This window comes from Streptomyces sp. NPDC085460 (assembly GCF_044541975.1).
In the GTDB taxonomy this organism is placed as follows: Bacteria; Actinomycetota; Actinomycetes; order Streptomycetales; family Streptomycetaceae; genus Streptomyces.
This window is the reverse complement of the sequence record NZ_JBITTO010000023.1, coordinates 1-24,370: the sequence shown is the minus strand read 5'-3', so window position 1 is coordinate 24,370 and position 24,370 is coordinate 1. Positions and strand designations below refer to the sequence as shown.

Here is a 24,370-nt window from a genome sequence, read left to right as displayed (position 1 = left end):
CGCCGGCGCGGGGCCCGTACCGCCGGGCGGTCTCAGTCGTCGAGGATCGTGAGGTCCTGGCGGGCGGTGGGGACCTGGACGGTGCCGCGGTCGTCCACCAGGGTCTGGACGGTGAACATCGGGACGCCGTCCTCGGTGACGGTGAGCATGCGCGAGGCGTGGACCGGTCCGCCGCCCGCGACCGGTTCCACGGTCACGGCGTAGGAGCCCTTGACGCCCTTGGGGGCGAGGTCGGTGAGGACCGTCGTGGTGCCCGCCTTCAGGGAGACCGTGCGGGAGGCGGGGCTGCCGCCCTCCGTGCCGGCCGAGGCGGTGACCTTGACCTGGGCGGCGCCCTCGGGGGCGGTCAGGGTGAGGGCGGTGCCCTTGGCGCGGTTGTCGGCGACGGAGGCGCGGGCGGTGACGGGGGCGGCGGCGGGGATGAAGGCCATCTCCGTGTCCGAGCCCTTGCCGCGGACGACCTTGAGCGCGGCGACGACCGGGACCTGCTTCTTGGGGTCGGTCGGGGTGAGCAGCAGGGACGCGGCCGTCCCCCGGGTGAGGTCGGGCAGGTCGAGGAAGGCGGTCATGCCGGCCTTGACGTGCAGGGATTCGGCGGCGGCGGGGACGATCGTGCCGTTCGGGGTGACCAGCTGGATCTTCAGGTCGGCGTCGGAGTCGCCGGGGGCGAAGGCGACGAGCCGGACGCCGGTGGCGTCGGACGGGATGCCGGGGAGCACGACGCGGGCCGCCGGGTCGGCGGAGGCGGAGAGCCAGTCGCTGCCGACGCCGTCGGCGGCGGAGCCGAGGGCGGCGCCGACCCGGCCGCTGCGGGTGGTGACGTGGGCCGTCAGGTTCTCCTGGGCGCCTCCGGTGACGAGGGGGCCGAGGAGGACGGGGACGGTGGAGCGGGGCGGGACCTGGACGCCCTCGGGGATGGTGGTCTTCAGCTCGCCCTCGGGGCCGTACAGCTCGATGTCGGCGACGGCGAGAGTGTCGTCCGGGTTGGTGAGGTGGATGTAGTCGGCGCGGCCCTTGGCGGTGGAGGCGGCCGGGAACCAGAGGTCGGTGTCGGGGGCGGAGCAGCCGACGCCGAGCAGGCCGCGGGCGGCGCCGGCCGGGACGAGGGTGGTCTGCTGGACGGTCCAGCCGGGGGCGAGGGTGCCGGTGGCGGTGCCGGCGAGGCCGTGGCCGACGGCGCCCTCCGTCTCGACGGAGACGGGCTTGCCGGGGGCGGTGACGGTGGCCGGGGCCTTGGGGGCCTTGCCCTTCTTGCCGGCGGAGGTGTTCGGGTTCTTGGCGACGCCGAGGACGGCGGTGGGCTTGGCCGGGTCGGCGCCCGGGGCCGGGGTGGCGCTGCCGGGCGGGGTGTACGAGGTGGTGCGGGTCTCGGCGATCTCGGAGACGCTGGGGGCGGGGCAGAGCAGGCTGGTGCGCTCGACGGGGAGGCGGGCCGCCTGGGGTGCGGGGGCGGCGGACGCGGCGGCGGGCTCGCCGGGGGCGGTCATCGCGGCGAAGCCGGTGACGGCGGCGAGGGCGGTGGCGACCGCGATCAGCGAGAGGGTGGTGCGGTTCACTGGTTGCTGCTCCCGTCGGGACGCTGCTCGGTCTCGTGGCCCTGGGGGTACCCGTAGCCCTGGTCGTAGCCGGGGTGGCCGTCGTGGGGGGCGTAGCCCTGGGCGGCCTGCTGGGGGTCGTACGCCTGGGACTGGTCGTAGCCCTGGCTCTGGTCGTAACCCTGGGGCTGGTCGTAGCCCTGGCTCTGGTCGTAACCCTGGGCGGGGTAGCCGCTCTGGGGGTCGTAGCCCTGGGACTGGTCGTAGCCCGTGTTCTGGTCGTAGCCCTGCTGGTCGTACCCCTGGGGCTGGTCGTAGCCCTGCTGGGGGTACGCGTACGCCTGCTGCTGGTAGGGGTCGGCGTACTCCTGGGCGTAGCCCTGCTGGTCGTACGCCGGGGTGTACTGCTGCTGGGCGTAGGCCGGGTCCGGTGCGGCGCCGTCCCACTCGTCGGCTTCGGCGGTCCGGCTGCCGGGGATGGCGGGGGGCGCGTCGGGGTGCTCGGCGTCGGGGGCGTCGGGCCACGCGTCGGCGGCTTCGGCGGAGGCGGCCGCGGCCGCGGCGGTCTCGGCCTCGGCGGCGGCGCGCAGGCGGCGGGCGCGGCGGCCGTCGCCGTCGGTGGCCTGGGCCGGGATGGCCGTCTCCTCCTCGGGGAGGTCGTCGTCGATCTCCCGGCGGCGGCCGGGCAGGGCGAGGACGACGAGGAGGACGGCGAGGCCGAGCTGGGTCCAGATCCAGGCGGTGTGCGCGAGGGGCTCGTCGTAGGTGAGGTCGAGGCGGCCGCCCTCGGCGGGGAGCTGGAAGCCCTGGGCCCAGCCGTCGAGGGTGGTCGGGGTGAGCTCCTTGCCGTCGAGGGTGGCGGTCCAGCCCTCGTCGGCGCGGTCGGCGACGCGCAGGACGCGGCCGGCGGGGCCCGCCGGGATGTCGGCGTGGGCCTCGACGGGGCCGGCCGGGACGAGGACCGCCTTGGCTGCCTCGGTGTCGTCGGCCTGTTCGGCGCCGGGCTTCGCGGCGGGCGGGACGATCATCACGCGGGCGATCTCGCGGTCGACGCGCCAGAGCGCGGCGCCGTCGAGCTGGCTGAGCCGGGAGATGCCGGGGGTGGTGTCGAGGACGCGGCTCATCTGGCGGGGTGAGCCGTCCTTGACGAGCACGTACCGGATGGCGAAGGCGCTGAGTTCCTGCGTCTGGTCGGCGCCGGAGCCGGCGACGAGCTTGGCGACGACGGAGTCGAGGCGGGGGTCGGGCTCGGCGGTCTCGGTGAGTTCGGCGTCGCCGAGGCGGGCGCCGGAGCCGCGGACCAGGGTGTAGTCGACGGCGCCGGGCGAGCTGCCGGAGAGCACCAGGGTGCGGGGCTGGTCCTCCTGGCCGCTCTCCTCGGCGACGAAGGCGGGGACCTGGACGGGGTCGCGGCGGCTGAGCGGGCCGTCGGCGCCGCCGATCATCCAGCCGGCGGCCGCGGCGGCGGGGCCGAGGGCGCAGGCGAGGGCGACGAGGGCGGCGACGGGCTGGCGCCAGCCGAAGCCGTGGGCGGCGACGCGGGTGCGGCCGCCCTCGGCGCCGAGCATGCCGGCGGCGATGAGGGCGGAGCCGTAGACGAGGGTGGCGGGGCCGGCCCAGCCGGTGCCGTCGGCGCCGTTGGCGAGGGCGGCGAAGAGGAGGCCGGCGAGGGCGGCGGTCCAGGCGGTGAGGACGGCGAAGCGGCGCTCCTCGCGGAGGAGGGCGGCGAGCGCGGCGAGGACCAGGCCGAGGAGGAGGACGCCGCCGGTGGTGCCGGGGCCGCCGGGGTTGCTCGCGAGGAGGTCGACGGCGGTGGCGGTGCCGGTGCGCAGGTCGAGGCCGGCCTCGTGGAGGAAGGCGGAGGGGTCGGTCAGGAGCGAGAGCGACCAGGGGGCCAGCGCGAGCACCGGGGTGCCGGCGGCGGCGAGGAAGCGGAGCCCGTACGCGGTGATGTCGTCGCGGCGGACGGCGAGGACGCCGAGGCCGAGGAGGACCGCGAGCGGCCACACGATCGGGGTGAACGCGGTGGCGACGGTGAGCAGCAGCGCGTACGCCCAGGTGGCGCGCCAGCTGCCGCGGTCGGGGCGGTTGAAGCCGTGGGCGGCGACGGCGGCGCGGGCGATCAGCGGGAGGAGGATCGCGAGGATCGCGGTGCCGAGGCGGCCGGTGGCGAGGGCGCCGGTGGCGGCGGGCAGGAAGGCGTACGCGATGGCGCCCCAGGCGAGCAGGAGGCGGGAGCCGACGAGGCCGCGGGCGGCGAAGTAGGCGGTGAAGCCGGCGAGCGGGACCGAGCAGACGAGCAGCACGGTGAGCGCGGTCGAGGTGGAGCCGAGGAAGAGGGCGGAGAGCGCGGCGAGGATGCCGAGGTAGGGCGGGGCGCTCTGGGTGCCGCCGGTGCCGAGGGTGTGCCAGGCGTCCGCGTAGGTGCCCCAGAGCGCGGAGACGGTGTCGGGGGCGGGCAGCAGGACGCCGCCGGCGAGGGAGCCGCCGGCGAAGAGGTTGCGGCAGGCGACGAGGGAGACGACGAGGAGGAGGGCGAAGAGGACGGGGCCGGGTTTGCGGGCGATCTTCTTCAGGCGGGCGAACTGCTCGATCTCCAGGAAGTCGGCGTCGTCGCCGCCGGGGCCCGTTTCGACGGCGCCGTGGCGGGAGCCGCCGGAGTCGGCCTCGTCGGCGCCGAAGTGGGAGGCGAGCTGTTCGGCGGCGGCGCGGACGGTGGCGCCGGGTGGCGGGAAGAGGGGGCGGAGCTCGGCGGGCGGGACCTCGGGGTTCTTGCGCCGTCTGCGGGCGGCGAGGATCTTCTCGGGCCGCAGCAGGGTGGCGAGGAGGCCCATGGTCTCGTCGACGGCCTGGCCGGGGTCCTTGCCGACGAGGAGGCCGAGGGTGCGCAGGAGCGTGCCGAGGACGAGCCGGAGGAGGACGTAGGGGAGGGCGCGGCCGGAGGTGTTGGCCAGCAGGGTGTAGACGGCGGCGGCCTTGTCGACGCGGTGCGGGCTGGCGGCGGTGCGGCCGGCGCAGTCGACGGAGCGGCGTTCGCGGGCGGACGCCTCGGCGTGCCGGAGGACGGCGTCGGGGGCGATGAGGACGCGGTGGCCGGCGGCGTGGGCGCGCCAGCAGAGGTCGACGTCGTCGCGCATGAGGGGCAGGCGGCGGTCGAAGCCGCCGAGTTCCTCGAAGACGTCGCGGCGGATGAGCATGCCGGCGGTGGAGACGGAGAGGACGGGGCGGATCTGGTCGTGCTGGCCCTGGTCCTGTTCGCGGCGGTCGAGGCCGGTCCAGCGGCGGCCGCTGCGGGCGATGGTGACGCCGGCTTCGAGGAGCTGCTTCCTGTCGTACCAGCCGCGCAGCTTGGGGCCGATGACGGCGGCGTACGCGTCGGAGTCGGCGACGCGCAGGAGTTCGGCGAGGGCGCCGGGCTCGGGGGCGCAGTCGTCGTGGAGCAGCCAGAGCCACTGGACCGGTTCGCCGTGCGGGAGTTCGGGGAGGTCGTACGCCTCGTCGTTCCAGGTGCGGCTGACGGGGTCCCAGCCGCTGGGGCGCTTGAGGTAGGGCAGGTCCTCGGGTCCGAGCACGGGCGCGGTGCGGACGGCCTCGTCGACGGCGGCGCCGAAGCCGGTGCGGCGTGCGAGGTGCAGGACGCGGTCGGCTCCGATGGCGTCGCCGACGAGCTGCGCGGAGTCGTCGGCGCTGCCGGTGTCGGCGGCGACCACGGTCTGCACCGGGCGTTCCTGGGCGAGCAGCCCGGAGAGCGCGTCGGGCAGCCAGCGGGCTCCGTCGTGGGTGACGAGCACGGCGGTGACGACGTGCCTGGGGAACTCAGGAGTTGAGGACATCGAGCTACGGGCCCTCCGGCCGGGGTCGCCCGCGGTGGGGCGTGGGGAGCGTCTCGGACGGAGGCCCACACTAGTGGTTGCGGTCGAGGGGGCGCCCCGGCGGAGCGGTCGCCCGGCAACGGGAACGGTCCGCCTCCTGTGCCGGGCACAGGGACGGACCGTGGGGTGGTTCTCGGACGGGGCGGTTCAGACGGCGGCCTTCTTGAGGCGGCGGCGTTCGCGTTCGGAGAGGCCGCCCCAGATGCCGAAGCGCTCGTCGTTCTGGAGCGCGTACTCCAGGCATTCGGAGCGGACTTCGCAGGCGAGGCAGACCTTCTTGGCCTCGCGGGTCGAGCCGCCCTTCTCGGGGAAGAAGGACTCGGGATCGGTCTGGGCGCACAGCGCGCGCTCCTGCCAGCCGAGTTCCTCGTCCGCGTCCTCGACCAGCAGTTCCTGGAACAACTCGGTCATCTGCGCCCCTCGTCTGTCTGTGCGTCCCGTGATGTCGCCGTGATCGAAACGGCCGAACGACACGAGTGAAATTACAAGTTCGTGCTCTGTGCGAGTCAAGCCGAGATCTGCTATTGGGCCCCGTATTCACTCTGCGGAACCAAGCCTATGCGGAAAGTGTTCAAATCACCAAAAAACGTGACACATGCCACCGGCGGATCCCGTGGTGTCATGCCTTGCCCAGAAGGACGTGCGAGACTTGGATCTTGTTGCGATCCAGCCATGGAAGCGATCCGGATCACAGTCCGATCACGAACGATCCGGCCGCCGGCCATGTTTACGGGCACGACTGCTGCGCCATGTTGCCTGGTCCGGGGCTGAACAAACCTTTCTCCGGGCACGGTAACCGGATGAGGTGAAACATTACCCCCAAATCGGGCATTGGGTTGACAGTCGGGTGCCCCTCCGGCCACTTTGGTGCCATGCCAGCGACCGCAGCGCCCTCCGCGACCCACGCCCGTGGGTTCCGCCGCGCTGTCCAGGCGTGCTGTCGCTGTCGCTGTTCCAGCTGTTGAAGCCACCGAGCTCCAGCGTCTCTCCCCCAGCGTCACCCCGCGTCACCCGAGTCACCTGTACGCCCCCTGTGCCGTGACCCCCACCGCTCTTCGTTTCTGCTGAGGAACCACCCCGCCCATGAACATGGACAGCGACCTTCAGATCGCCGGCGACCTCATGGAGGTCCCGCACCTGCTCCAGCCCGAGCGCGAGCACCCCCTCACCGTGGCCGAGTTCGCCGGCCTCGCCCGCGAGATCGCCGCCGACCGCTCCCGCTGGGCCCCGCACGTCGAGTACGACGCCACCACCCGCTGGTACCACCGCCTGCGCACGGTCCCCCAAGCTCTCGGCTCCGCTCGAGCAGGGGGTACCCCCAGCGGCTACGAGGTGTGGCTGCTCTCCTGGGTGCCCGGCCAGGGCAGCGGACGCCACGACCACGGCCGCTCCTCCGGCGTCCTCACCGTCCTCCAGGGCGAGTTGACGGAGCGCACGGACCGGGGCGCGCGCACGCTGCGGCCCGGGACCCAGAGGGTCTTCGCGCCCGGCTACGTCCACGAGGTCGTCAACGACTCGCTGGAGCCGGCCGTCAGCCTCCACGTGTACTTCCCCGGCCTCACCGAGATGCCGATGCACGAGTCGTACCAGGGGCAGTGCGCCCCGGCCGGCCGGGAGGCCCTCTCCGCCTGACACACTGCGTGCATGCGCATTGTGGTTCTGGCAGGCGGCATCGGTGGTGCCCGTTTCCTTCGCGGTCTCCGGCAGGCCGTCCCGGACGCGGAGATCACGGTCGTCGGCAACACCGGTGACGACATCCATCTCTTCGGGCTGAAGGTCTGCCCCGACCTGGACACCGTGATGTACACCCTCGGCGGTGGCATCCACGAGGAGCAGGGCTGGGGCCGCGAGGGCGAGACCTTCGCCGTCAAGGAAGAACTGGCCGCGTACGGGGTCGGACCCGAGTGGTTCGGCCTCGGCGACCGGGACTTCGCCACCCACATCGTCCGCACCCAGATGCTCGGCGCCGGCTACCCGCTGAGCGCCGTCACCGAGGCGCTCTGCGCCCGCTGGCAGCCGGGCGTGCGACTGCTGCCGATGACCGACGACCGCGTCGAGACCCACGTGGCCATCGAGGTCGACGGCGAGCGGCGGGCCGTGCACTTCCAGGAGTACTGGGTGAAGCTGCGCGCCTCCGTCGACGCCGAGGCCGTCGTGGCCGTCGGCGCGGAGGCCGCCAAGCCCGCCCCGGGCGTCCTGGAGGCGATCGCCGAGGCCGACGTCATCCTCTTCCCGCCGTCCAACCCGGTCGTCAGCGTCGGCACCATCCTCGCCGTGCCCGGCATCCGCGAGGCGGTCGCCGCCGCGCCCGCGCCGGTCGTCGGCCTCTCCCCCATCGTCGGGGACGCCCCCGTGCGCGGCATGGCCGACAAGGTCCTCGCGGCCGTCGGCGTCGAGTCGACGGCCGCCGCCGTGGCCCGCCACTACGGCTCCGGCCTCCTCGACGGCTGGCTGGTGGACACCGTGGACGCCGGCTCCGTCGCCGATGTCGAGGCCGCCGGCATCGCCTGCCGGGCCGTCCCGCTGATGATGACCGACGTGGACGCGACGGCCGAGATGGCGCGGACGGCGCTCGCGCTGGCCGAGGAGGTCCGCGGGTGACGGCGGATCCCACGGAGCCCGCCGCCACCGCGTCCGCGCCCTCCTACCGGGTGTGGGGGGTGGCCGGGCTGCCCGAGGTGGCGCCCGGGGACGACCTCGCCAAGCTGATCGCGTCCGCCTCCCCCGGTCTGGAGGACGGCGACGTCCTCCTCGTCACCTCCAAGATCGTGAGCAAGGCGGAGGGTCGGATCGTCGCCGCCGGCGACCGCGAGGAGGCCATCGACGCCGAGACGGTACGGGTGGTGGCCCGGCGCGGCACCCTGAGGATCGTCGAGAACCGGCAGGGCCTCGTCATGGCCGCGGCCGGCGTCGACGCCTCCAACACCGCCGCCGGCACCGTGCTGCTGCTGCCGGAGGACCCCGACGGGTCGGCACTGCGGATCAGGACCGGGCTGCGCGAGGCACTGGGCGTCGACGTCGGCGTCGTCGTCACGGACACCTTCGGGCGGCCCTGGCGGTCCGGGCTCACCGACGTGGCCATCGGCGCGGCCGGCGTGCGGGTCCTCGACGACCTCCGGGGCGTCACCGACTCGCACGGCAACGAGCTGAACGTCACCGTCGTCGCCACCGCCGACGAACTCGCCGCCGCGGGCGACCTGGTGAAGGGCAAGGCCACCGGCGTGCCCGTCGCGGTCGTGCGCGGGCTGCCGCACGTGGTCGGCGGCGACGAGGAGCCGGGCGCGCGGGCGCTGGTGCGGACCGCCGCCGACGACATGTTCCGGCTCGGCACCTCGGAGGCCGTACGGGAGGCGGTGACGCTGCGCAGGACCGTACGGGAGTTCACCGACGACCCCGTCGACCCCGGAGCGGTACGGCGCGCGGTCGCCGCGGCCGTGACGGCGCCGGCCCCGCACCACACCACCCCGTGGCGGTTCGTCCTCCTGGAGTCCCCGGAGTCCCGGCTGCGGCTGCTCGACGCGATGCGGGACGCGTGGATCGCGGACCTGCGGCGGGACGGCAGGTCCGAGGAGTCCATCGCCAAGCGGGTGCGGCGCGGGGACGTCCTGCGGAACGCGCCCTACCTCGCCGTCCCCTGCCTCGTCATGGACGGCTCCCACCACTACGGCGACCCGCGCCGCGACGCCGCCGAGCGCGAGATGTTCGTCGTCGCGGCCGGCGCGGGCGTGCAGAACTTCCTGGTGGCGCTGGCCGGTGAGCGGCTCGGCTCGGCCTGGGTCTCCTCGACGATGTTCTGCCGGGACGTCGTACGGGACGTGCTCGGGCTGCCGGAGCACTGGGACCCGATGGGCGCGGTGGCGATCGGGCGGCCCGCCGCCCCGCCGAAGGAGCGTCCGGGGCGGGTCGCCGCGGAGTTCGTCGAGGTGCGCTGACCCCGCCGCCGCCCGGCGCCCCCGGCCTCAGATCCGCGTGATGTCGTTGGGGGCGAAGCGCGGGGCGCGGCGGGGCGGGGTGTGGCCGCTGAGCAGGATGAGGCGGGCCGCCCGGTGGCGCTGGCCCGCGTAGGGGGCCAGGAGCTCCAGCATGGCGGCGTCGTCGGCCGTGCGGTCGCGCGCCAGGGCCCAGCCGATGATGCCGGGCAGGTGCAGGTCGCCGGTGGTGACCTCGTCGGCGGCGCCGTTGCTGCGCTGGACGGTCTCCGCGGAGGTCCAGGGGCCGATGCCCGGGATCAGCTCCAGGCGGGCGCGGGCGGCCGGCGGGTCCATGAGGGCCGCCTCCTCCAGGCGGGGGGCCACCCGGGCGGCGCGGACGACCGTGGCGGCGCGCTTGTCGTCGACGTTCGCCCGGTGCCACTCCCAGGACGGGATCCTCGCCCAGGTGCGGGCGTCCGGCATCACGTACATCCCCTCCGGGGCCGGGCCCGGGGCCGGCTCCCCGTACCGGCGGACCAGGTGGCGCCAGGAGCCGTACGCCTCCGTCGTGGTGACCTTCTGCTCCAGGACGGTCGGGATCAGGGACTCCAGGACCAGGCCCGTACGGGTGAGGCGGAGGCCGGGGCGGCGGCGGTGGGCCGCCAGGACGAGCCGGTGGCGGGGGACGAAGGCGGCGGGGTCGTCCTCGGCGCCCAGGAGGGCGGGGAGGCGGGCGTCGAGCCACGCCGCGCCCGGACCGTACGTGTCGGCCTCGACCTCCGCGCCGCGCGCCCGTACGCGCAGCGTGGCGGGGCCCTGCGGGGTGCGGGTGGCGCGCCAGATCTCGCCGGTGGGCGCGATGCGGAAGGTGGGGTCGTACGGGCCTCTGCGGAGGGGGCCGAGGGTCAGGCCGAGGTCCAGGTCGCCCGCCCCGCCCCCCGGACCGTCCACGTCGCCGCCGCGCGTGGTGGTGCGGGTGGGTCTGGGTACGAAGCGGCCGGCCATGCGTACGAGCGTAGCCGGGTGCGGGCTCCGGGAGCCCGCACCCGTGCGCTTCCTACTGGTCCGAGCTGAAGCGGACCGAGCCGGCCGGGAGGGTGGCGCCGCACCAGACGCGGATGCCGTCGCGGAGCTCGTTGTCGGGGCCCACGTGGGCGCCGTCGCCGATGACCGCGCCGGTGAGGACCGAGCGGGCGCCGATGCGGGCGCCGGCGCCTATGAGGGAGTCGGTGATCACGGCGCCGGGTTCGACCACGGCGCCGGCCAGGAGGGTGGAGCCCGTCACCCGGGCGCCCTCGCCGACCGTCGCGTCCGCGCCCACCACCGTGCCGCCGGTGAGCTTCGCGTCGGGGGCGACCCGGGCGGAGGGGAGGACGAGGCGGTCGCCGCAGCGGCCGGGGACCGCCGGGGAGGGGGCGCGGCCGAGGACCAGGTCGGCGGAGCCGCGGACGAACGCCTGCGGGGTGCCGAGGTCCAGCCAGTACGTGGAGTCCACCATGCCTTGGAGGTGGGCGCCGGAGGCCAGCAGCTCCGGGAAGGTCTCGCGCTCGACGGAGACCGGGCGGCCGGCGGGGATCGAGTCGATCACCGAGCGGCGGAAGACGTAGGCGCCGGCGTTGATCTGGTCGGTGACGATCTCCTCCGGGGTCTGCGGCTTCTCCAGGAAGGCCGTGACCCGGCCCGTCCCGTCGGTCGGGACCAGGCCGAAGGCGCGCGGGTCATCGACGCGGGTGAGGTGGAGCGAGACGTCCGCGCCGGAGTCGGCGTGGGTGGCCACCAGGGCGCGGATGTCGAGGCCCGTGAGGATGTCGCCGTTGAAGATCAGGACCGGGTCGTCGGGACCCGAGTGGAGGCGCGAGGCGACGTTGCGTATCGCGCCGCCGGTGCCGAGCGGCTCCTCCTCCGTCACGTACTCCAGGCTCAGGCCGAGGTCGGAGCCGTCACCGAAGTGCGGTTCGAAGACCTCGGCGAGGTAGGAGGTGGCGAGCACGATGTGCTCGACGCCGGCGGCCTTGGCCCGGGCCAGCTGGTGCGTCAGGAAGGGGACGCCCGCCGCCGGGACCATGGGCTTGGGCGTGTTGACCGTGAGCGGTCGCAGCCGTGTGCCCTTGCCACCGACCAGGAGGATCGCTTCTGTCACCTGTCGTCTCTGCTTCCTGTCCGGGGCCGGTCCGCACGCCCGTATCGGTCGTCCGTGCGATATGACCGGTCAGTTTATGCAGATGGTTGCCTCCATGCCCCCATCAGCTCCGTCCCTGGTACTTCGCCGAGGAGGTGCGCGCGGTTCCGAGCTTGCCGTAGAGACGGCCTCCGGGACACTCCGTGGCGAATCCGTCACGGTGCCCGGCGATGGCGTGGAAGCGGACCGACTTGCCCTTCGCGTAGAGGTTGCCGCCGCCGGAGACGAGGGTCACGGTCCCCTTGGGGTTGATGCCGTGGAGCCCGAGTTTCCAGGCCGTCAGGCGGGCGACGGCGGTCACGACGGCGGCCGGCGGGTTGGTGCTGGTGAAGGTGCCGAGGACGGCGACGCCCATGCTGTTGGTGTTGAAGCCGAGGGTGTGCGCGCCGAGCACCGCCTTGGCCACTCCCCCGGCCCGGCCTTCGTAGATGTTTCCGCACTTGTCGACGGCGAAGTTGTAGCCGAAGTCACGCCACCCGCTGCTCTTGACGTGGTAGCGGTAGATACTGCGCAGGACGGAGGGCGCCTGAGCGCACGTGTAGTTGTTGCCGGTGGCGCTGTGGTGGACGAAGGCGGCCTTGATCGTCGTGGTGTAGACGAAGCCCTTCTCGCGGATCGACTCGTCGGCGCCCCAGCCCTTGCGGGTGATGATCGCGGGGCGGGGACCGATGTACGGCGCCTTCGCCGCCTGGGCCGCGGCCTCCTTGGCGGCGGCCTCCTTGGCGGCGGCTTCCCGGGCCTGCTGGACCTCCGCCTCCTGGGTGGTCTCCTTGCGGACGATCTCCTTCTGGATGGGTGCGCCGTGGATGGTGTCGAGGCCCGCCTCCGGGAGGGCGTCCGGGATCACGGTGGAGCCGTACGGGGCCAGCGCGCTGTTCACGCCGCTCGCGGCGGCCTCCGCCGCGGTGAGGACGGCCGGCGGGGCCATCGCCCGGGTGAAGGGGGCCGCCGCCGGTGCGCCGGGGACCGTGGCCGGTGTTCCGGGGACCGTGGCCGGCGTCGTGCCGGGGGCCGTCGCCGGTGTGACCGTGGCCGGCGTCGTGCCGAGGGCCGTCGCCGGTGTGCCGGGGGCCGGGGCGGGCGGCGCCTCGCCCGGGTCGATCAGTTCGAGGCGGAGTCCGGCGGGCAGCCGTACGGTCGCCCGCTCCGCCCCCGGCTCGGCCCGCTCGGCCTGGACGCGGATCTCGACGCCGTCCGAGTCGCCCACCCAGAGCGGGGCGGTGGAGCCGCGGAGGGTTCCGGCGGCGCCTTCGGCGGTCGCGGGGTCGGCCCCGTGCTGGTCGTTGTGGGTCTCGACGTCCTGCCACGGAGACCAGACGCCGTCGGCGGCGGAGCGGGTGCGGACCTGGACGGTGCCGTGGAGCACGGCCGCCGGGTCGTTCCAGACCACGCCGACGAGAGAGAAGGGTCTGACGTCCCGTCGGGTCAGGCCCTGCTCGGGGGCGGCGCCCGGGTCGGAACCGAAGGAGCGGACGGAGGCGCCCAAGGGACGGAGCGGCAGCGACTGGGTGGAGCCCGGCAGCTCGTCCTGAGTCGGTGGCAAGGCGGCCGCCGCCGGGCGCGCGGTGGCCGTCGCGGGGGCGGCGAGGGTGACCGGCAGGGCGAGCACGGTCGCGCAGGCGACGGCGATCGAGGTGGCGAGTGAGGCACGCATGGGCCGATCGTGAACAGCGCACGGGCGTGGCGCGCGCCGGGAGCCGGACGGGGCGTCAGGCCGACCGGAGGACGACGTCACCGGTACGGCCCAGAGCGGCGCACCGGCCCGCGTACCCTGTCCGGCGTGAACGCCAGCGACCGCACCCCCGCCGACCTGCTGCGATCCGCGCTCGCCGCGGACCCCGCCCGCCCTCTGGTCACCTACTACGACGACGCCACCGGTGAACGGGTGGAATTGTCCGTCGCCACCTTCGCCAATTGGGTGGCGAAGACGGCCAACCTGCTCCAGGGCGAGCTGTCCGCCGAGCCCGGCGACCGGCTCGCGCTGCTGCTGCCCGCGCACTGGCAGACCGCCGTCTGGCTGCTCGCCTGCTCCTCGGTCGGGGTGACGGCCGAGGTGGGCGGCGACCCGGCGGACGCGGACCTCGTGGTGGCGGGGCCGGACACGCTGGAGGCGGGCCGGGCCTGTTCCGGGGAGCGGATCGCGCTCTCCCTGGCGCCGCTGGGGCGCCGCTTCCCCGCCCCTCCCGCCGGGTACGCGGACTACGCGGTGGAGGTCCCGGGCCAGGGCGACCGTTTCGCCCCGTTCGCCCCGGTGGATCCGGACGCTCCCGCGCTCGTCGTCGAGGGCGCGGAGCGCAGCGGCGTCCAACTCGTCGAGCAGGCCCGGCTGGACGCCGTACGGCTCGGGCTCGGTCCCGGCGCGCGGCTGCTCTCCGGGCTGCCGTACGACGGCTGGGAGGGGCTGTCGGCCGGGCTGTACGCGCCGCTGGCCTCGGGCGGCTCCGTGGTGCTGTGCCGGAACACGGCCCAGCTGGCCCCGGAGGCGCTGGAGAAGCGGATCGAGAGCGAGCGGGTCACGGCCACGGCGCTCTGAGGGGCGGGTGACGCCGGGGGCGCCGGTCCGCCGGCGTCACCCGATGCACTCGTTCGGCCGATCGACGCGCCGCGTACCCGCGACCGGGAGGCCGGTCCGGTACATGATCGGCGCGGGGGGAGTCGTCTCCTCCGCACAACCCCTCGTCGGGTCCGGTCGTCTCCCTGTGCGAACGCCGGGCGCCCGACGCGCCCGAGACGCCTCGAAGGACGGACGACGACGTGACGGACCGCGCTGGCACACCCGCCGAACCGGACCCGGAACCGACGCCGGAGGCGACCCCGGAACCGAGTCCTGAACCGGCGCCGGATGCGACCTCGGAACCGGGTCCTGAGGCGAGTCCGGAACCGGCTCCTGACGGCGGCGACGAGGCCGCCGGGGAGAAGCCCTCCGGGGACGGAGCCTCCGGGGACGGCACTCCCGACGGCACCTCCGACGGCACCTCCGACGGCACCTCCGACGGCACTCCCGAGGGTGCCTCCCCGGCGCGCCGGCACTGGCTGCGGTGGACCGCGCTCGGGGTGTCGGTGGTGCTGCTCGGCGCGGCCGGCACCGGGTGGTGGTTCTACCGGAAGCTCGACGACAACATCACCACGGACACCACCGCCGCCGACGAGCTGCGGCGGTACGAGAAGGAGCGTCCGGCGAGCGTCGTGACGGCCGCCCGGAACATCCTCCTCATCGGCTCGGACACCCGCTCCGGAGAGGGGAACCGCAAGTACGGGCGGGACAAGGGCACCCAGCGCTCGGACACCGTGATCCTGCTGCACCTGGCGGCCGACGAGTCGAGCGCGACGGCGATGTCCATCCCCCGCGACCTCATGGTGACGATCCCGAGCTGCGCCAGGACCGAGGGCGGCCGGACGCGGGAGCGGCTGGCGCAGTTCAACTGGGCCTTCGAGTGGGGCGGGACGGCGTGCACGATCCGTACCGTCGAGAAGCTGACCGGGATCCGGGTCGACCACCACATGGTGATCGACTTCCGGGGCTTCAAGAAGATGGTGGACGCGGTGGACGGCGTCGAGGTCTGCCTCAAGGAGCCGGTGAACGACAGCGACGCCAAGCTGAAGCTGCCCGCGGGCCGGCAGACGCTGAACGGGGAGCAGGCGCTGGGCTTCGTCAGGGCCCGGAAGTCGCTGGGGAACGGCAGCGACACCGAACGGATGGACCGGCAGCAGATGTTCCTGGGCGCGCTGGTCAACAAGGTGCAGAGCGACGGGGTGCTGCTGAACCCGACGAAGCTGTACCCGGTGCTCGACGCGGCCACGAAGTCCCTCACGACCGACCCGGGGCTGGACTCGCTGCGCGACCTGTACGACCTGGCGCGGACGATGCGGGCGATCCCGACGGAGAAGGTGCAGTTCCTCACGGTGCCGCGGCGCCCGTACACGTACAACGCGAACCGGGACGAACTGGTGCAACCCGCCGCGAGCGAGCTCTTCCGTCAACTGCGTGAGGACAAGCCGGTCGTGGTGCGGAAGGCGGAACCGGAGGAGGGCTCCCGCGCATCCTCCGACGGGAAGCCGGACGACGCCGAGTCGCCCGCGCCGACCGCGACACCGACCTTCACCGGCCGGAACGCGGCCGAAGGGGTGTGCTCCTAGTGATCGTTGAGTAAAGGGGGACCCAAGGGAGGGGTGAGGGGCGATGCGGTTTGGGCAGAGTTGCGCACTTATAAGGGGCGTGGAATTTGTCACTGACGTCGCCCCGCGCTGAACTGGGCGGATAGTGTGACGCGATCCGGTGCACCCGACCGCGTGGTCGCACTCAGCCAAGGATCGAACGACCGAGTGGCGCCCACAGGGGGAGGCGCCCCGCGTGGCACCGACGGAGGACAGGAACCGTGGACGCGCACAGCCGTGGACGGGCGGACGAGATCGACCCCGCCGACCAGTGGGTGCTCAACCCGCAGACCGGCAACTACGAACTGCGACTGGACCACTCCGCTGGGCAGCCGCCGCTCGATGCTTCCCACTCCGGTACCGGCGCATCCGGTGCCACCGGTTCCGGTACCCGCTCCGCGGCCCGGCCAACCGCCCCGGCCGACGCTCCCGTTCCCGGCCAGCGGCGGCGCCGCACGGCCGAACCGGAGACCGAGCCCGGGACGACGGGCGGCGGCAGCGGCGGACGTGTGCCGCCCCAGCGCCGCCGCAAGCGCAAGCAGGGCGCCGGCCGGAAGAAGAAGGTCCTGCTGTGGACCGGCGGCACGATGGCCTTCGTCCTCGTGGGCGGCGCGGTCGGCGCGTACGCGATCTACAGCAAGCTCAACGGCAACATCGGCGTCGTGGACGTCGGCGACGCGGCCGTGAAGTCGGAGGGGATGAAGGGGCCGCTCAACATCCTCGTCATCGGCAACGACGTCCGCACCGGCGAGGGCAACGAGACCTACGGCAACAAGACCAACGTCACCGGCCACGCCGACACGACGTTCCTCATCCACATCGCCGAGGACCGCACCAACGCCACGGCGATGAGCATCCCGCGCGACCTCAAGATCGAGATCCCGGAGTGCCCGACGAAGGTCGGCGGGACCACCAAGGTCATCCCGGGCTCGGTCGGCAAGACCAAGTTCAACGAGTCCTTCGGGGTCGACGGCCGTGACCCCGGCTGCACCATGCGGACCGTCACCCAGATGTCCGGTCTGCCGATCAACCACTTCATGATGGTCGACTTCAACGCCGTCAAGAAGCTCTCCACGGCCGTCGGCGGCGTCAAGGTCTGCCTCGCCAAGCCGATCCACGACAAGCAGTACTCCAAGCTCAACCTCCCCGAGGGCGAACACCGCATCCAGGGCGAGCAGGCGCTGGCGTTCCTCCGGAACCGGCACGGCCTCGGCAACGAGAGCGACCTCGACCGCATCAAGCAGCAGCAGCAGTTCCTCGCCTCGATGATGCGGCAGCTCAAGGAGGACACCCTCGACAGCCCGACGCGGCTGCTCGACGTGGCCACCGCGGCGACCGAGTCGCTCACCGTCGACCAGGGGATCGGCGAGGCGACGAAGCTCGTCTCCCTGGCGAAGGAGATCGCCAAGGTCGACCTGAAGAACATCACCTTCCTCACCGTGCCGGTGGTCGACAACCCGGACGAGCCGCCGAACAAGCGCGCCACCGTCGTCCTCGACTCCGTGAACGCCCCGAAGATCTTCAGCATGATCGAGCAGGACGTCTCCTTCACCGAGGTGAAGAAGAAGGAGGCCGACGCCAAGAAGGCGAAGGCCCAGGCGCAGGCCAAGCTCCTCCAGGGCCCGAAGGCCCCGGCCGCCGAGGTCCGCGTCGACGTCTTCAACGGCAGCGGCATCAACGGCGCGGCCCAGTCGACCATCAACTGGCTCCAGAACGACCAGGGCGTGCTTCGCTCGTCCAACAAGAGCAACGCCCCCGAGAAGGCGGCGAAGACCACGCTCAGCTACGCACCGAACCAGGCCGACCAGGCCCGCGCGCTCGCCGCGATGATGGGTCTGCCGGCCACCGCCCTCAAGCAGGGCACCACGGCCGCCGGGGAGCGCGAGCCCATGACGCTCGTCCTCGGCGCCGACTTCAAGGGCGCGGGGGTGCCCATGACCGCTCCGACGAAGGCGCCGGACGTCGGTCAGGTAGCAGCGGACAAGAAGGTGTGCGCCCAGTGACCCGGAAACAGCGGATCACGGCGCGCCCTTGACGATGAGGGGACCTGGGGTGGGACAGAACAGCGTGCGACGGGAGGGGACGCGGCAGTCGAGCGTTCCGCACGCCCGAGATCATGGCTGGGACGACGAACTGCACGGCGCCGGCGAGGCGACCGGGGCGGGCGAGGAGCAGGAACCGGCCGGGGGGCCGGACGCGCCCGCCGCACCGGGCGGCCGGGCCGCGCGCCGGAAGGGTACGGCGGGTGCCGACGGCGCCGCCGCCGGCACGGCGGGCGGTCGCGCGGCGGCCCGCAAGCAGGCCAAGAAGGCCGGCAAGCGGAAGGTGCTGCGCTGGTCGGCGATCGGCGTGGCGGTCCTCGTCCTCGGCACGGCCGGCGCCGGCTACGCGTACTACGAGCACCTGAACAGCAACATCCGCAGCGGTGGCCGCGCGGGCGGCGACAGCGGCGTGCAGAAGGCGGCGCCGAACGCGCTGGGCGACACCCCGCTCAACATCCTGCTGATCGGCTCGGACGACCGGACCTCCGACGACAACGTGGCCCTGGGCGGCGGCAAGGACCTGCGGAACACCAAGCCCCGCGCCGACGTGCAGATGCTGCTGCACGTCTCCGCCGACCGGCAGAACGCCTCCCTCATATCGATCCCCCGCGACACCGTGGTCCCCATACCCGAGTGCAAGAGCGAGGACGGCAAGGAGACCTTCCCGGCCACCACGGACCAGCCCATCAACTCCACGCTCCCGCGCGGCGGTCCGGGGTGCACCCTCACCACCTGGGAGAAGCTCACCGGCGTCTACATCGACCACTGGATGATGGTCGACTTCGCGGGCGTGGTGGCGATGGCCGACGAGGTCGGCGGCGTCCCCGTCTGCGTCACCACCGGTGTGCACGACCGGTCGACCGCCCAGGTGAAGGGCGGCTCCGGCCTCAAGCTGAAGGAGGGCACCACCGAGGTCAAGGGCGAGCAGGCCCTCCAGTGGCTGCGCACCCGGCACGCCTTCGGCAGCGACCAGAACCGCGCCAAGGCCCAGCACATGTACCTCAACGGCATGCTGAAGAAGCTCCAGCAGCAGAACGCCTGGACCGACACCGGCCGGCTGATGGGCCTGGCGGAGACCGGCACCAAGGCGCTCCAGGTCTCCGACGGGCTCGACACCGTGGCCAAGCTCTTCGACCTCGGCATGCAGCTCAAGAACGTGAAGGTCGACCGGCTCTCGACGATCACCATCCCGACGGACCCCTACACGGCGAACCCGAAGGCGTGGCTCCAGCCGAGGGCCGCCGACGCGGAGAAGATCTGGGACCTGCTCCGCAACGACGTCGCCATGGACAAGAACGGCGACAAGGTGCCCGCGAAGCCGAAGGCCAAGCCGACGGACGCGAAGCCGAAGCCGACGGCCGCGGCGCCCTCCTCCCTCGCCGTCACGGTCGTCAACGGGACCGAGGGGAACGACCTGCCGGCCGTCGAGGGCCGCGCCGGGGACATCAAGGACGTGCTGACCGGCAAGGGCTTCACCCAGGCCGGCACCTCGAAGGAGGCCAAGCCCAGCAAGGGCACGGTCGTCGCCTACCCGAAGGCGGCCGGCGACCAGGGCCGCGCGGACGCCGAGTCCGTGGCGAAGGCCCTCGGCCTGCCGACCTCCACCGTCCGCGCGGACGGCACCATCGGGAACATCACCCTCGTCGTCGGCGCGGACTGGCGCGAGGGCACCGCCTACGTGGCGCCGAAGCGGAAGGCCGGCGACGTGCCGGAGGGCGCGAACGACAAGGCCACCTGCATGGAGGTGTACTCGGTCTACCGCTGGGACGGCGTGAGCTGAGCCGGTACGAAGCGACCGGCGCCGGCGGCCGGGACCCTCGTGACGAGGGGCCCGGCCGTCGGTGTGCGCGGGGTCACGCGGGACCGCGAGGGGGTCAGACCTTCTCGGTCTCGCCCGTCCGCACCGACGGGCGGCGGCTCGCGATGACCCGCTTCGCCAGGGAACGGGGGCTGGTGAGAAAGCCGAAGCCCCAGGACATGTGCATGGTGGCGAGGGCCAGCGGGATCCGGACGCGGGCCTTCGGGCCGAGGCCCCTGCCCGCGGGGATCGAGCCGACGGTGATCGCGGCGAGGTAGCCGGCCGGGACCACGAAGCCGAGCGGGGTGAGGGTGGCGCCGACGAGCACGCCCGCGGCGATCGCGCAGACCGCGGCCGGCGGGGCGAGGTAGCGGAGGTTGATGGACCCGGCGTGGTAGCGGGCCACCACGTGCCGCCAGCGGCCGTAGTCCTTGTACTGCTTGGCCAGGGCCCGCACCGAGGGGCGCGGGCGGTACTGGACGCGCAGCTCCGGCGAGAACCAGATCAGACCGCCGGCCTCGCGGATGCGGAAGTTGAGCTCCCAGTCCTGGGCGCGGATGAACTCCACGTTGTAGCCGCCCTGCTGTTCGAGGGCCTCGCGGCGGAAGACGCCGAGGTAGACCGTCTCGGCGGGGCCGGCCGCGCCTCCGGTGTGGAAGGCCGCGTTGCCGACGCCGATCTTCGAGGTCATCGCGGCGGCGACCGCGTCCTCCCAGGCGTTCTCGCCCTCGGCGTGCATGATGCCGCCGACGTTCTGCGCGCCGGTCTCCTCCAGGAGGCGCACGGCGGTGGCGATGTAGTCCGGCGAGAGCATGCCGTGGCCGTCGACGCGCACCACGATCGGGTGGCGGGACGCCTCGATCGCCGCGTTGAGGGCGGCGGGGGTGCGGCCGGTGGGGTTGGGCACGGTGTGGACCCGGGCGCGCCCGTCGGACGCGGTCTCGCGCACCAGCTCGGCGGCGATCTCGTCGGTGCGGTCCGTGGACGGGCCGAGCGCGATCACCACCTCCAGCTCGCCGTCGTACTCCTGCTCCAGGATGTGGCGGACCGAGCTGCGCAGATGCCGCTCCTCGTTGAGGACCGGCATGATCACGGATACGGGGGGCGTGGCGTTCATCAACGGGCCACGTTACCGCGAACGGGGGACACGGCCGCGCGCCATCGGGGGTGATGAGCCTGGCGGCTGATCGTATGGGCCTACGGTGCTCACGGTTCCCCTGTCCCCGCCGCGGAGGTGTCCGTCCGTGCCCACACCGCCCCGCACGCCCCGTCCGCCCCGCACGCCCGGCACGGGCGGCCGGCCGCCGGTGCCCCGGCGCGGCGGCCGTGCCGCCCCGGTGCGGCGGCCCCGGCGGCGACCCCGGTGGGGGATGCGGGTGGCGACCGCGCTCTCCGTGGTGGTGCTCGCGGCCGGCGGGATCGGGCACGCGGTGGTCACCGGCCTGGACACCGGGATCACCCGGGTCGACCCCTTCAAGGACATGAAGAACCGGCCGCGGGCGGGCACCGGCATGAACGTGCTGGTCGTCGGCACCGACGGGCGGGACCGGATCACGCCCGAGCAGAAGGAGAAGTACCGGCTCGGCGGGGCGCCCTGCCGCTGCACGGACACCGTGCTGCTTGTGCACATCTCGGAGGACCGGGAGCGGGCGAGCGTCGTGTCGCTGCCCCGGGACTCGTACGCCGAGCTGCCCGAGCACACCGACCAGAACAGCGGGGAGCGGCACCGGGCGCATCCGGTGAAGCTGAACGCCGCCTACTCGGAGGGCGGTCCCGCGCTGACCGTGCGGACGGTGGAGGCGATGACCCGGGTCAAGATCGACCACTATCTGGAGGTCGACTTCACCAGCTTCATGCGGACGGTGGACGCGGTCGGCGGGGTGCAGATCTGCACGGCGAAGCCGGTGAAGGACGCGTACACCGGGCTGCGGCTCGCGGCGGGCACGCACGAGCTGGACGGCGGGCAGGCGCTCCAGTACGTGCGCTCCCGCTACATCGACGGCGCCGCGGACATCGGCCGGATGCAGCGGCAGCAGAAGTTCCTGGCGGCGCTGGTGGACCGGCTGACCAGCGGCGGGGTCCTCTTCAACCCGGTGCGGTTCCGGGAGGTGGCGACGACGCTGCTCGGCTCGGTGCGGGCCGACGAGGGGTTCGGCACGGACCAGCTGCTGGCCCTGGCCAAGGCGATGCGCGGCTTCACGCCGGCGTCGTCGGAGTTCGTGTCGGTACCGGTCAGGGACATGGACTTCCCCGTGAAGGGCGTCGGGTCGACGGTGAAGTGGGACCCGGAGAAGGCGCAGAAGCTCTTCGCCGCGGTGCGGGAGGACCGGCCGCTGGCCACCCGGCAGGCGCCCGCGGAGCGGAAGCGGCCGAAGGGCGTCGTGGTGGACGTGGCGCCGAGGACGATCCGGGTGCAGGTCTACAACGGGACCCGGATCGACGGTCTCGGGCGGAAGGTGGACGACGCGCTGCGCGGCACCGGCTTCGACACCACCCGGACGCCGATGACCGGGAAGGGCCCGGCGCGGACGCGGACGCTGGTGGAGTACGACCCCCGCTGGGACCGCTCCGCGAAGTCCCTGGCCGCCGCCCTGCCGGGGGCCGAGCTGAAGGCGGTGAAGGGGCGGGGCGGCACGCTGCGGGTGACGGTGGGGTCCTCGTACCAGGGGGTCACGGCGGTACGGGCGGAGACGGCGCCGGCGCGGGGGCCGTTCGAGGCGGTGACCGGGGACCAGGTGGTGTGCCCGTGACGCCGGGCGACGGGGCCGGTCCTCGTCACCGGGCCGGTCTCCGCGGGCCCCGGTGGGCCGGTCAGTCCTCGTAGCCCTCGGCGGCCCGGCGTTCGCGGAGTTCCATGATGGCCTGGCGGCGGGCGAGGCGGTGGGTGCGGCGGATCTGCGCCTCCTGGTAGCGGCGCTTGTCCTGCTCGGTCTCCGGGAGGACCGGCGGGACCGTACGGGGCCTGCCGTCGCCGTCCACCGCGGCGAAGACGAGGTAGGCGGAGCCGACCTGGGTCGCCGGGGTGGTGTCGTTCCAGCGCTCGGCCATGACGCGGACGCCGACCTCCATGGAGGAGCGTCCGGTCCAGTTCACCTGGGCCTTCACATGGAGGAGGTCGCCGACGCGGACGGGCTCCAGGAAGGCCATCTCGTCCATGGAGGCGGTCACGGCCGGGCCTCCGGAGTGGCGGCCCGCGACGGCGCCCGCCGCGTCGTCCACCAGCTTCATGATCACGCCGCCGTGCACCGTGCCGAGGAGGTTGGTGTCGTGGCTGGTCATGATGTGGCTGAGGGTGGTGCGGGAGGCCGAGGTGGGCTTGCCCGGGATGTGGCCCTGTTCTGTCATGTCCTCCACCTTATGCCGGGTATCGGCGTTGTCCGCTTTGCATCAGCTTCGCAACAGCACCGGTCCTATTTTCCACCCGGCCTGTCGCCCGGAAAGCGGAGACCGGCACACTGGTCCGCATGAATGAGTGGCCTGAGCAGCCCGAGGGCGCCCGCCCCATGCGGCACGTGCAGAGACGACCGCAGGGACAGCAGTCCCCGCAGTACCAGCAGGGGTACGACCAGGGGCAGGCGTACAACCCGAACTTCACTCAGGCGCAGGCCACGGGGTACGACTCGGGGTACAGCACCGGACAGGTCTACGGCTCCCCGCAGGGCGGCGGCCAGGGGCCCGGCGGTCCGGGGGGACCTGCCGGACCCGGCGGCCCGGGCGCCCGTCCCGCCGGTCCCGCGCCGGACTGGCGCAAGCGGATCAAGATCGGTTCGATCGTGCTGGTCGTCGGCGTCCTCGCCTGGGGCATCGGCACCTACGCCTGGGCCAGTTCGCAGATGCGCAACGAGGTCGACCTGTCCAAGGTCATCGAGCGGCCGGCCGAGGGCGACTGCACGACGTACCTGATCGTCGGCTCCGACAGCCGCGAGGGCATGTCGTCCGAGGAGAAGAAGAAGCTGCACACCGGTTCCGCGGAGGGCAAGCGGACCGACTCGATGATGATCCTCGCCGCCTGCTCCAGCGGGAACACGATGATCTCGCTGCCCCGTGACTCCTGGGTGACGATCCCGAACTTCGTCGGCTCCGAGTCCGGCAAGTCCTTCCCGGCCCGCGGCGGCTCCAAGCTGAACGCGGCCTACGCGATGGACGGCCCCGAGCTGCTGGTCCGCACGGTCGAGTACAACACCGGGCTGCGGATCGACCACTACGCGGAGATCGGCTTCGCCGGCTTCGCGAACATCGTGGACGCGCTCGGCGGCGTCGAGCTGAACATCGAGAAGGGCTTCAAGGACAAGAAGTCGGGCGCCGACTTCCAGGCCGGGAAGCAGACCCTCAACGGCGAGCAGGCCCTCGCCTTCGTCCGTACCCGGTACGCCTTCGCCGAGTCGGACCTGGCGCGGACCAAGAACCAGCAGAAGTTCCTGTCCGCGCTGGCCAACCAGGCGGCGACGCCGGGCACGATCCTCAACCCGTTCGCCCTGTACCCGACCCTCGGCGCCGGCCTCGACACCCTGATCGTCGACAAGGACATGTCCCTGTACGACCTGGGCCAGATGTTCTTCGCGATGAAGGGCATCAGCGGGGGCGACGGCACGTCCATGAACATGCCGATCGCGGGCAGCGCGCCGCAGGGCTCCCTGAAGTGGGACATGCCGAAGGTGAAGCAGCTCGTCGAGCAGATCAAGAACGACCAGAAGGTCACGGTGACGTCGGACCGCTGACCCTCCGCACCCGAAGGCCCCCGACGGCCCCCGGCGCCTCGGCGCCGGGGGCCGTCGCGCGGGTCACGGGAGGTTGCGGGCCATGACGATGCGCTGGACCTGGTTGGTGCCCTCGTAGATCTGGGTGATCTTGGCGTCGCGCATCATGCGCTCGACGGGG

Annotated in this window: 18 protein-coding genes; 9 read left to right on the top strand and 9 right to left on the bottom strand. The window is 73.4% G+C overall.

Annotated elements, in window-relative coordinates; genetic code table 11:
- Positions 1-32 precede the first annotated feature (32 nt).
- From ACIGHB_RS34045 to ACIGHB_RS34035, 3 genes are all read right to left on the bottom strand, one after another.
- A complete protein-coding gene (locus ACIGHB_RS34045; RefSeq protein WP_399918692.1) occupies positions 33-1,556 on the bottom strand; it encodes a DUF5719 family protein in 1,524 nt (507 codons plus the stop codon).
- Positions 1,553-5,368 (bottom strand): glycosyltransferase, encoded by a 3,816-nt coding sequence (locus tag ACIGHB_RS34040; RefSeq protein ID WP_399918690.1) that lies wholly within the window; start codon positions 5,366-5,368, stop codon positions 1,553-1,555. Before ACIGHB_RS34040 ends, ACIGHB_RS34045 begins: the two co-directional genes overlap by 4 nt.
- Before the next feature lie 186 nt (positions 5,369-5,554).
- On the bottom strand, positions 5,555-5,818 hold the full coding sequence (locus ACIGHB_RS34035; RefSeq protein ID WP_015033978.1) for a WhiB family transcriptional regulator: 264 nt from the start codon (positions 5,816-5,818) through the stop codon (positions 5,555-5,557).
- Positions 5,819-6,490: 672 nt separating this feature from the next.
- Between ACIGHB_RS34035 and ACIGHB_RS34030 the strand changes: the two genes are divergently transcribed.
- From ACIGHB_RS34030 to ACIGHB_RS34020, 3 genes are read left to right on the top strand one after another with little or no spacing between them, the layout of a single operon-like run.
- Positions 6,491-7,039, top strand: a complete 549-nt coding sequence (locus tag ACIGHB_RS34030; RefSeq protein ID WP_399918688.1) for a cysteine dioxygenase — start codon at positions 6,491-6,493, stop codon at positions 7,037-7,039.
- A gap of 12 nt (positions 7,040-7,051) precedes the next feature.
- The gene (gene cofD / locus ACIGHB_RS34025) at positions 7,052-8,008 is read left to right on the top strand and encodes a 2-phospho-L-lactate transferase (protein WP_360319579.1); all 957 of its coding nucleotides are present in this window, start codon (positions 7,052-7,054) and stop codon (positions 8,006-8,008) included.
- Positions 8,005-9,339, top strand: a complete 1,335-nt coding sequence (locus ACIGHB_RS34020) for a coenzyme F420-0:L-glutamate ligase (RefSeq protein WP_399918685.1) — start codon at positions 8,005-8,007, stop codon at positions 9,337-9,339. The genes cofD and ACIGHB_RS34020 overlap by 4 nt, the downstream gene beginning before the upstream one ends.
- Positions 9,340-9,366: 27 nt before the next feature.
- On the opposite strand, the gene ACIGHB_RS34015 is transcribed toward ACIGHB_RS34020, so the two are convergent.
- From ACIGHB_RS34015 to ACIGHB_RS34005, 3 genes are all read right to left on the bottom strand, one after another.
- The gene (locus ACIGHB_RS34015; protein ID WP_399918683.1) at positions 9,367-10,323 is read right to left on the bottom strand and encodes a DNA-3-methyladenine glycosylase family protein; all 957 of its coding nucleotides are present in this window, start codon (positions 10,321-10,323) and stop codon (positions 9,367-9,369) included.
- A 52-nt stretch (positions 10,324-10,375) separates the two neighbouring features.
- Positions 10,376-11,458: an NDP-sugar synthase gene (locus tag ACIGHB_RS34010; protein ID WP_360319585.1), complete on the bottom strand. Its 1,083-nt coding sequence runs from the start codon at positions 11,456-11,458 to the stop codon at positions 10,376-10,378.
- Between the two features lie 103 nt (positions 11,459-11,561).
- Positions 11,562-13,151 carry a peptidoglycan recognition protein gene (locus ACIGHB_RS34005; protein WP_399918680.1) on the bottom strand — a complete coding sequence of 530 codons (1,590 nt, stop codon included), beginning with the start codon at positions 13,149-13,151 and terminating at the stop codon, positions 11,562-11,564.
- 126 nt (positions 13,152-13,277) lie between these two features.
- On the opposite strand from ACIGHB_RS34005, the gene ACIGHB_RS34000 reads away from it, so the two are divergent.
- The 4 genes from ACIGHB_RS34000 (at position 13,278) to ACIGHB_RS33985 (ending at position 19,474) form a co-directional block, all read left to right on the top strand.
- Positions 13,278-14,030 carry a TIGR03089 family protein gene (locus tag ACIGHB_RS34000; protein ID WP_399918678.1) on the top strand — a complete coding sequence of 251 codons (753 nt, stop codon included), beginning with the start codon at positions 13,278-13,280 and terminating at the stop codon, positions 14,028-14,030.
- 221 nt (positions 14,031-14,251) lie between these two features.
- On the top strand, positions 14,252-15,634 hold the full coding sequence (locus tag ACIGHB_RS33995) for an LCP family protein (protein ID WP_399918676.1): 1,383 nt from the start codon (positions 14,252-14,254) through the stop codon (positions 15,632-15,634).
- Positions 15,635-15,873: 239 nt separating this feature from the next.
- A complete protein-coding gene (locus tag ACIGHB_RS33990) occupies positions 15,874-17,655 on the top strand; it encodes an LCP family protein (RefSeq protein WP_399918674.1) in 1,782 nt (593 codons plus the stop codon).
- A gap of 49 nt (positions 17,656-17,704) precedes the next feature.
- Entirely contained in the window at positions 17,705-19,474 is a 1,770-nt protein-coding gene (locus ACIGHB_RS33985; RefSeq protein ID WP_399918672.1) for an LCP family protein, read from the top strand.
- A gap of 94 nt (positions 19,475-19,568) precedes the next feature.
- Here the strand turns inward: ACIGHB_RS33985 and ACIGHB_RS33980 are convergent, their stop codons facing one another.
- Positions 19,569-20,609, bottom strand: coding sequence for a glycosyltransferase family 2 protein (locus ACIGHB_RS33980; RefSeq protein WP_399918670.1), 1,041 nt, complete (start codon positions 20,607-20,609; stop codon positions 19,569-19,571).
- A gap of 253 nt (positions 20,610-20,862) precedes the next feature.
- Here ACIGHB_RS33980 and ACIGHB_RS33975 point away from each other — a divergent pair, with 253 nt between their 5' ends.
- A complete protein-coding gene (locus ACIGHB_RS33975) occupies positions 20,863-22,242 on the top strand; it encodes an LCP family protein (RefSeq protein WP_360322509.1) in 1,380 nt (459 codons plus the stop codon).
- 61 nt (positions 22,243-22,303) lie between these two features.
- Here ACIGHB_RS33975 and ACIGHB_RS33970 read toward each other — a convergent pair whose 3' ends face one another.
- The gene (locus ACIGHB_RS33970; RefSeq protein WP_360322503.1) at positions 22,304-22,837 is read right to left on the bottom strand and encodes an acyl-CoA thioesterase; all 534 of its coding nucleotides are present in this window, start codon (positions 22,835-22,837) and stop codon (positions 22,304-22,306) included.
- Between the two features lie 119 nt (positions 22,838-22,956).
- Between ACIGHB_RS33970 and ACIGHB_RS33965 the strand changes: the two genes are divergently transcribed.
- The gene (locus ACIGHB_RS33965) at positions 22,957-24,210 is read left to right on the top strand and encodes an LCP family protein (RefSeq protein WP_360322506.1); all 1,254 of its coding nucleotides are present in this window, start codon (positions 22,957-22,959) and stop codon (positions 24,208-24,210) included.
- A gap of 63 nt (positions 24,211-24,273) precedes the next feature.
- Here the strand turns inward: ACIGHB_RS33965 and ACIGHB_RS33960 are convergent.
- Positions 24,274-24,370 (bottom strand): acyl-CoA dehydrogenase family protein (locus ACIGHB_RS33960; protein ID WP_157849844.1); only part of this gene is annotated, 97 nt, incomplete at its 5' end.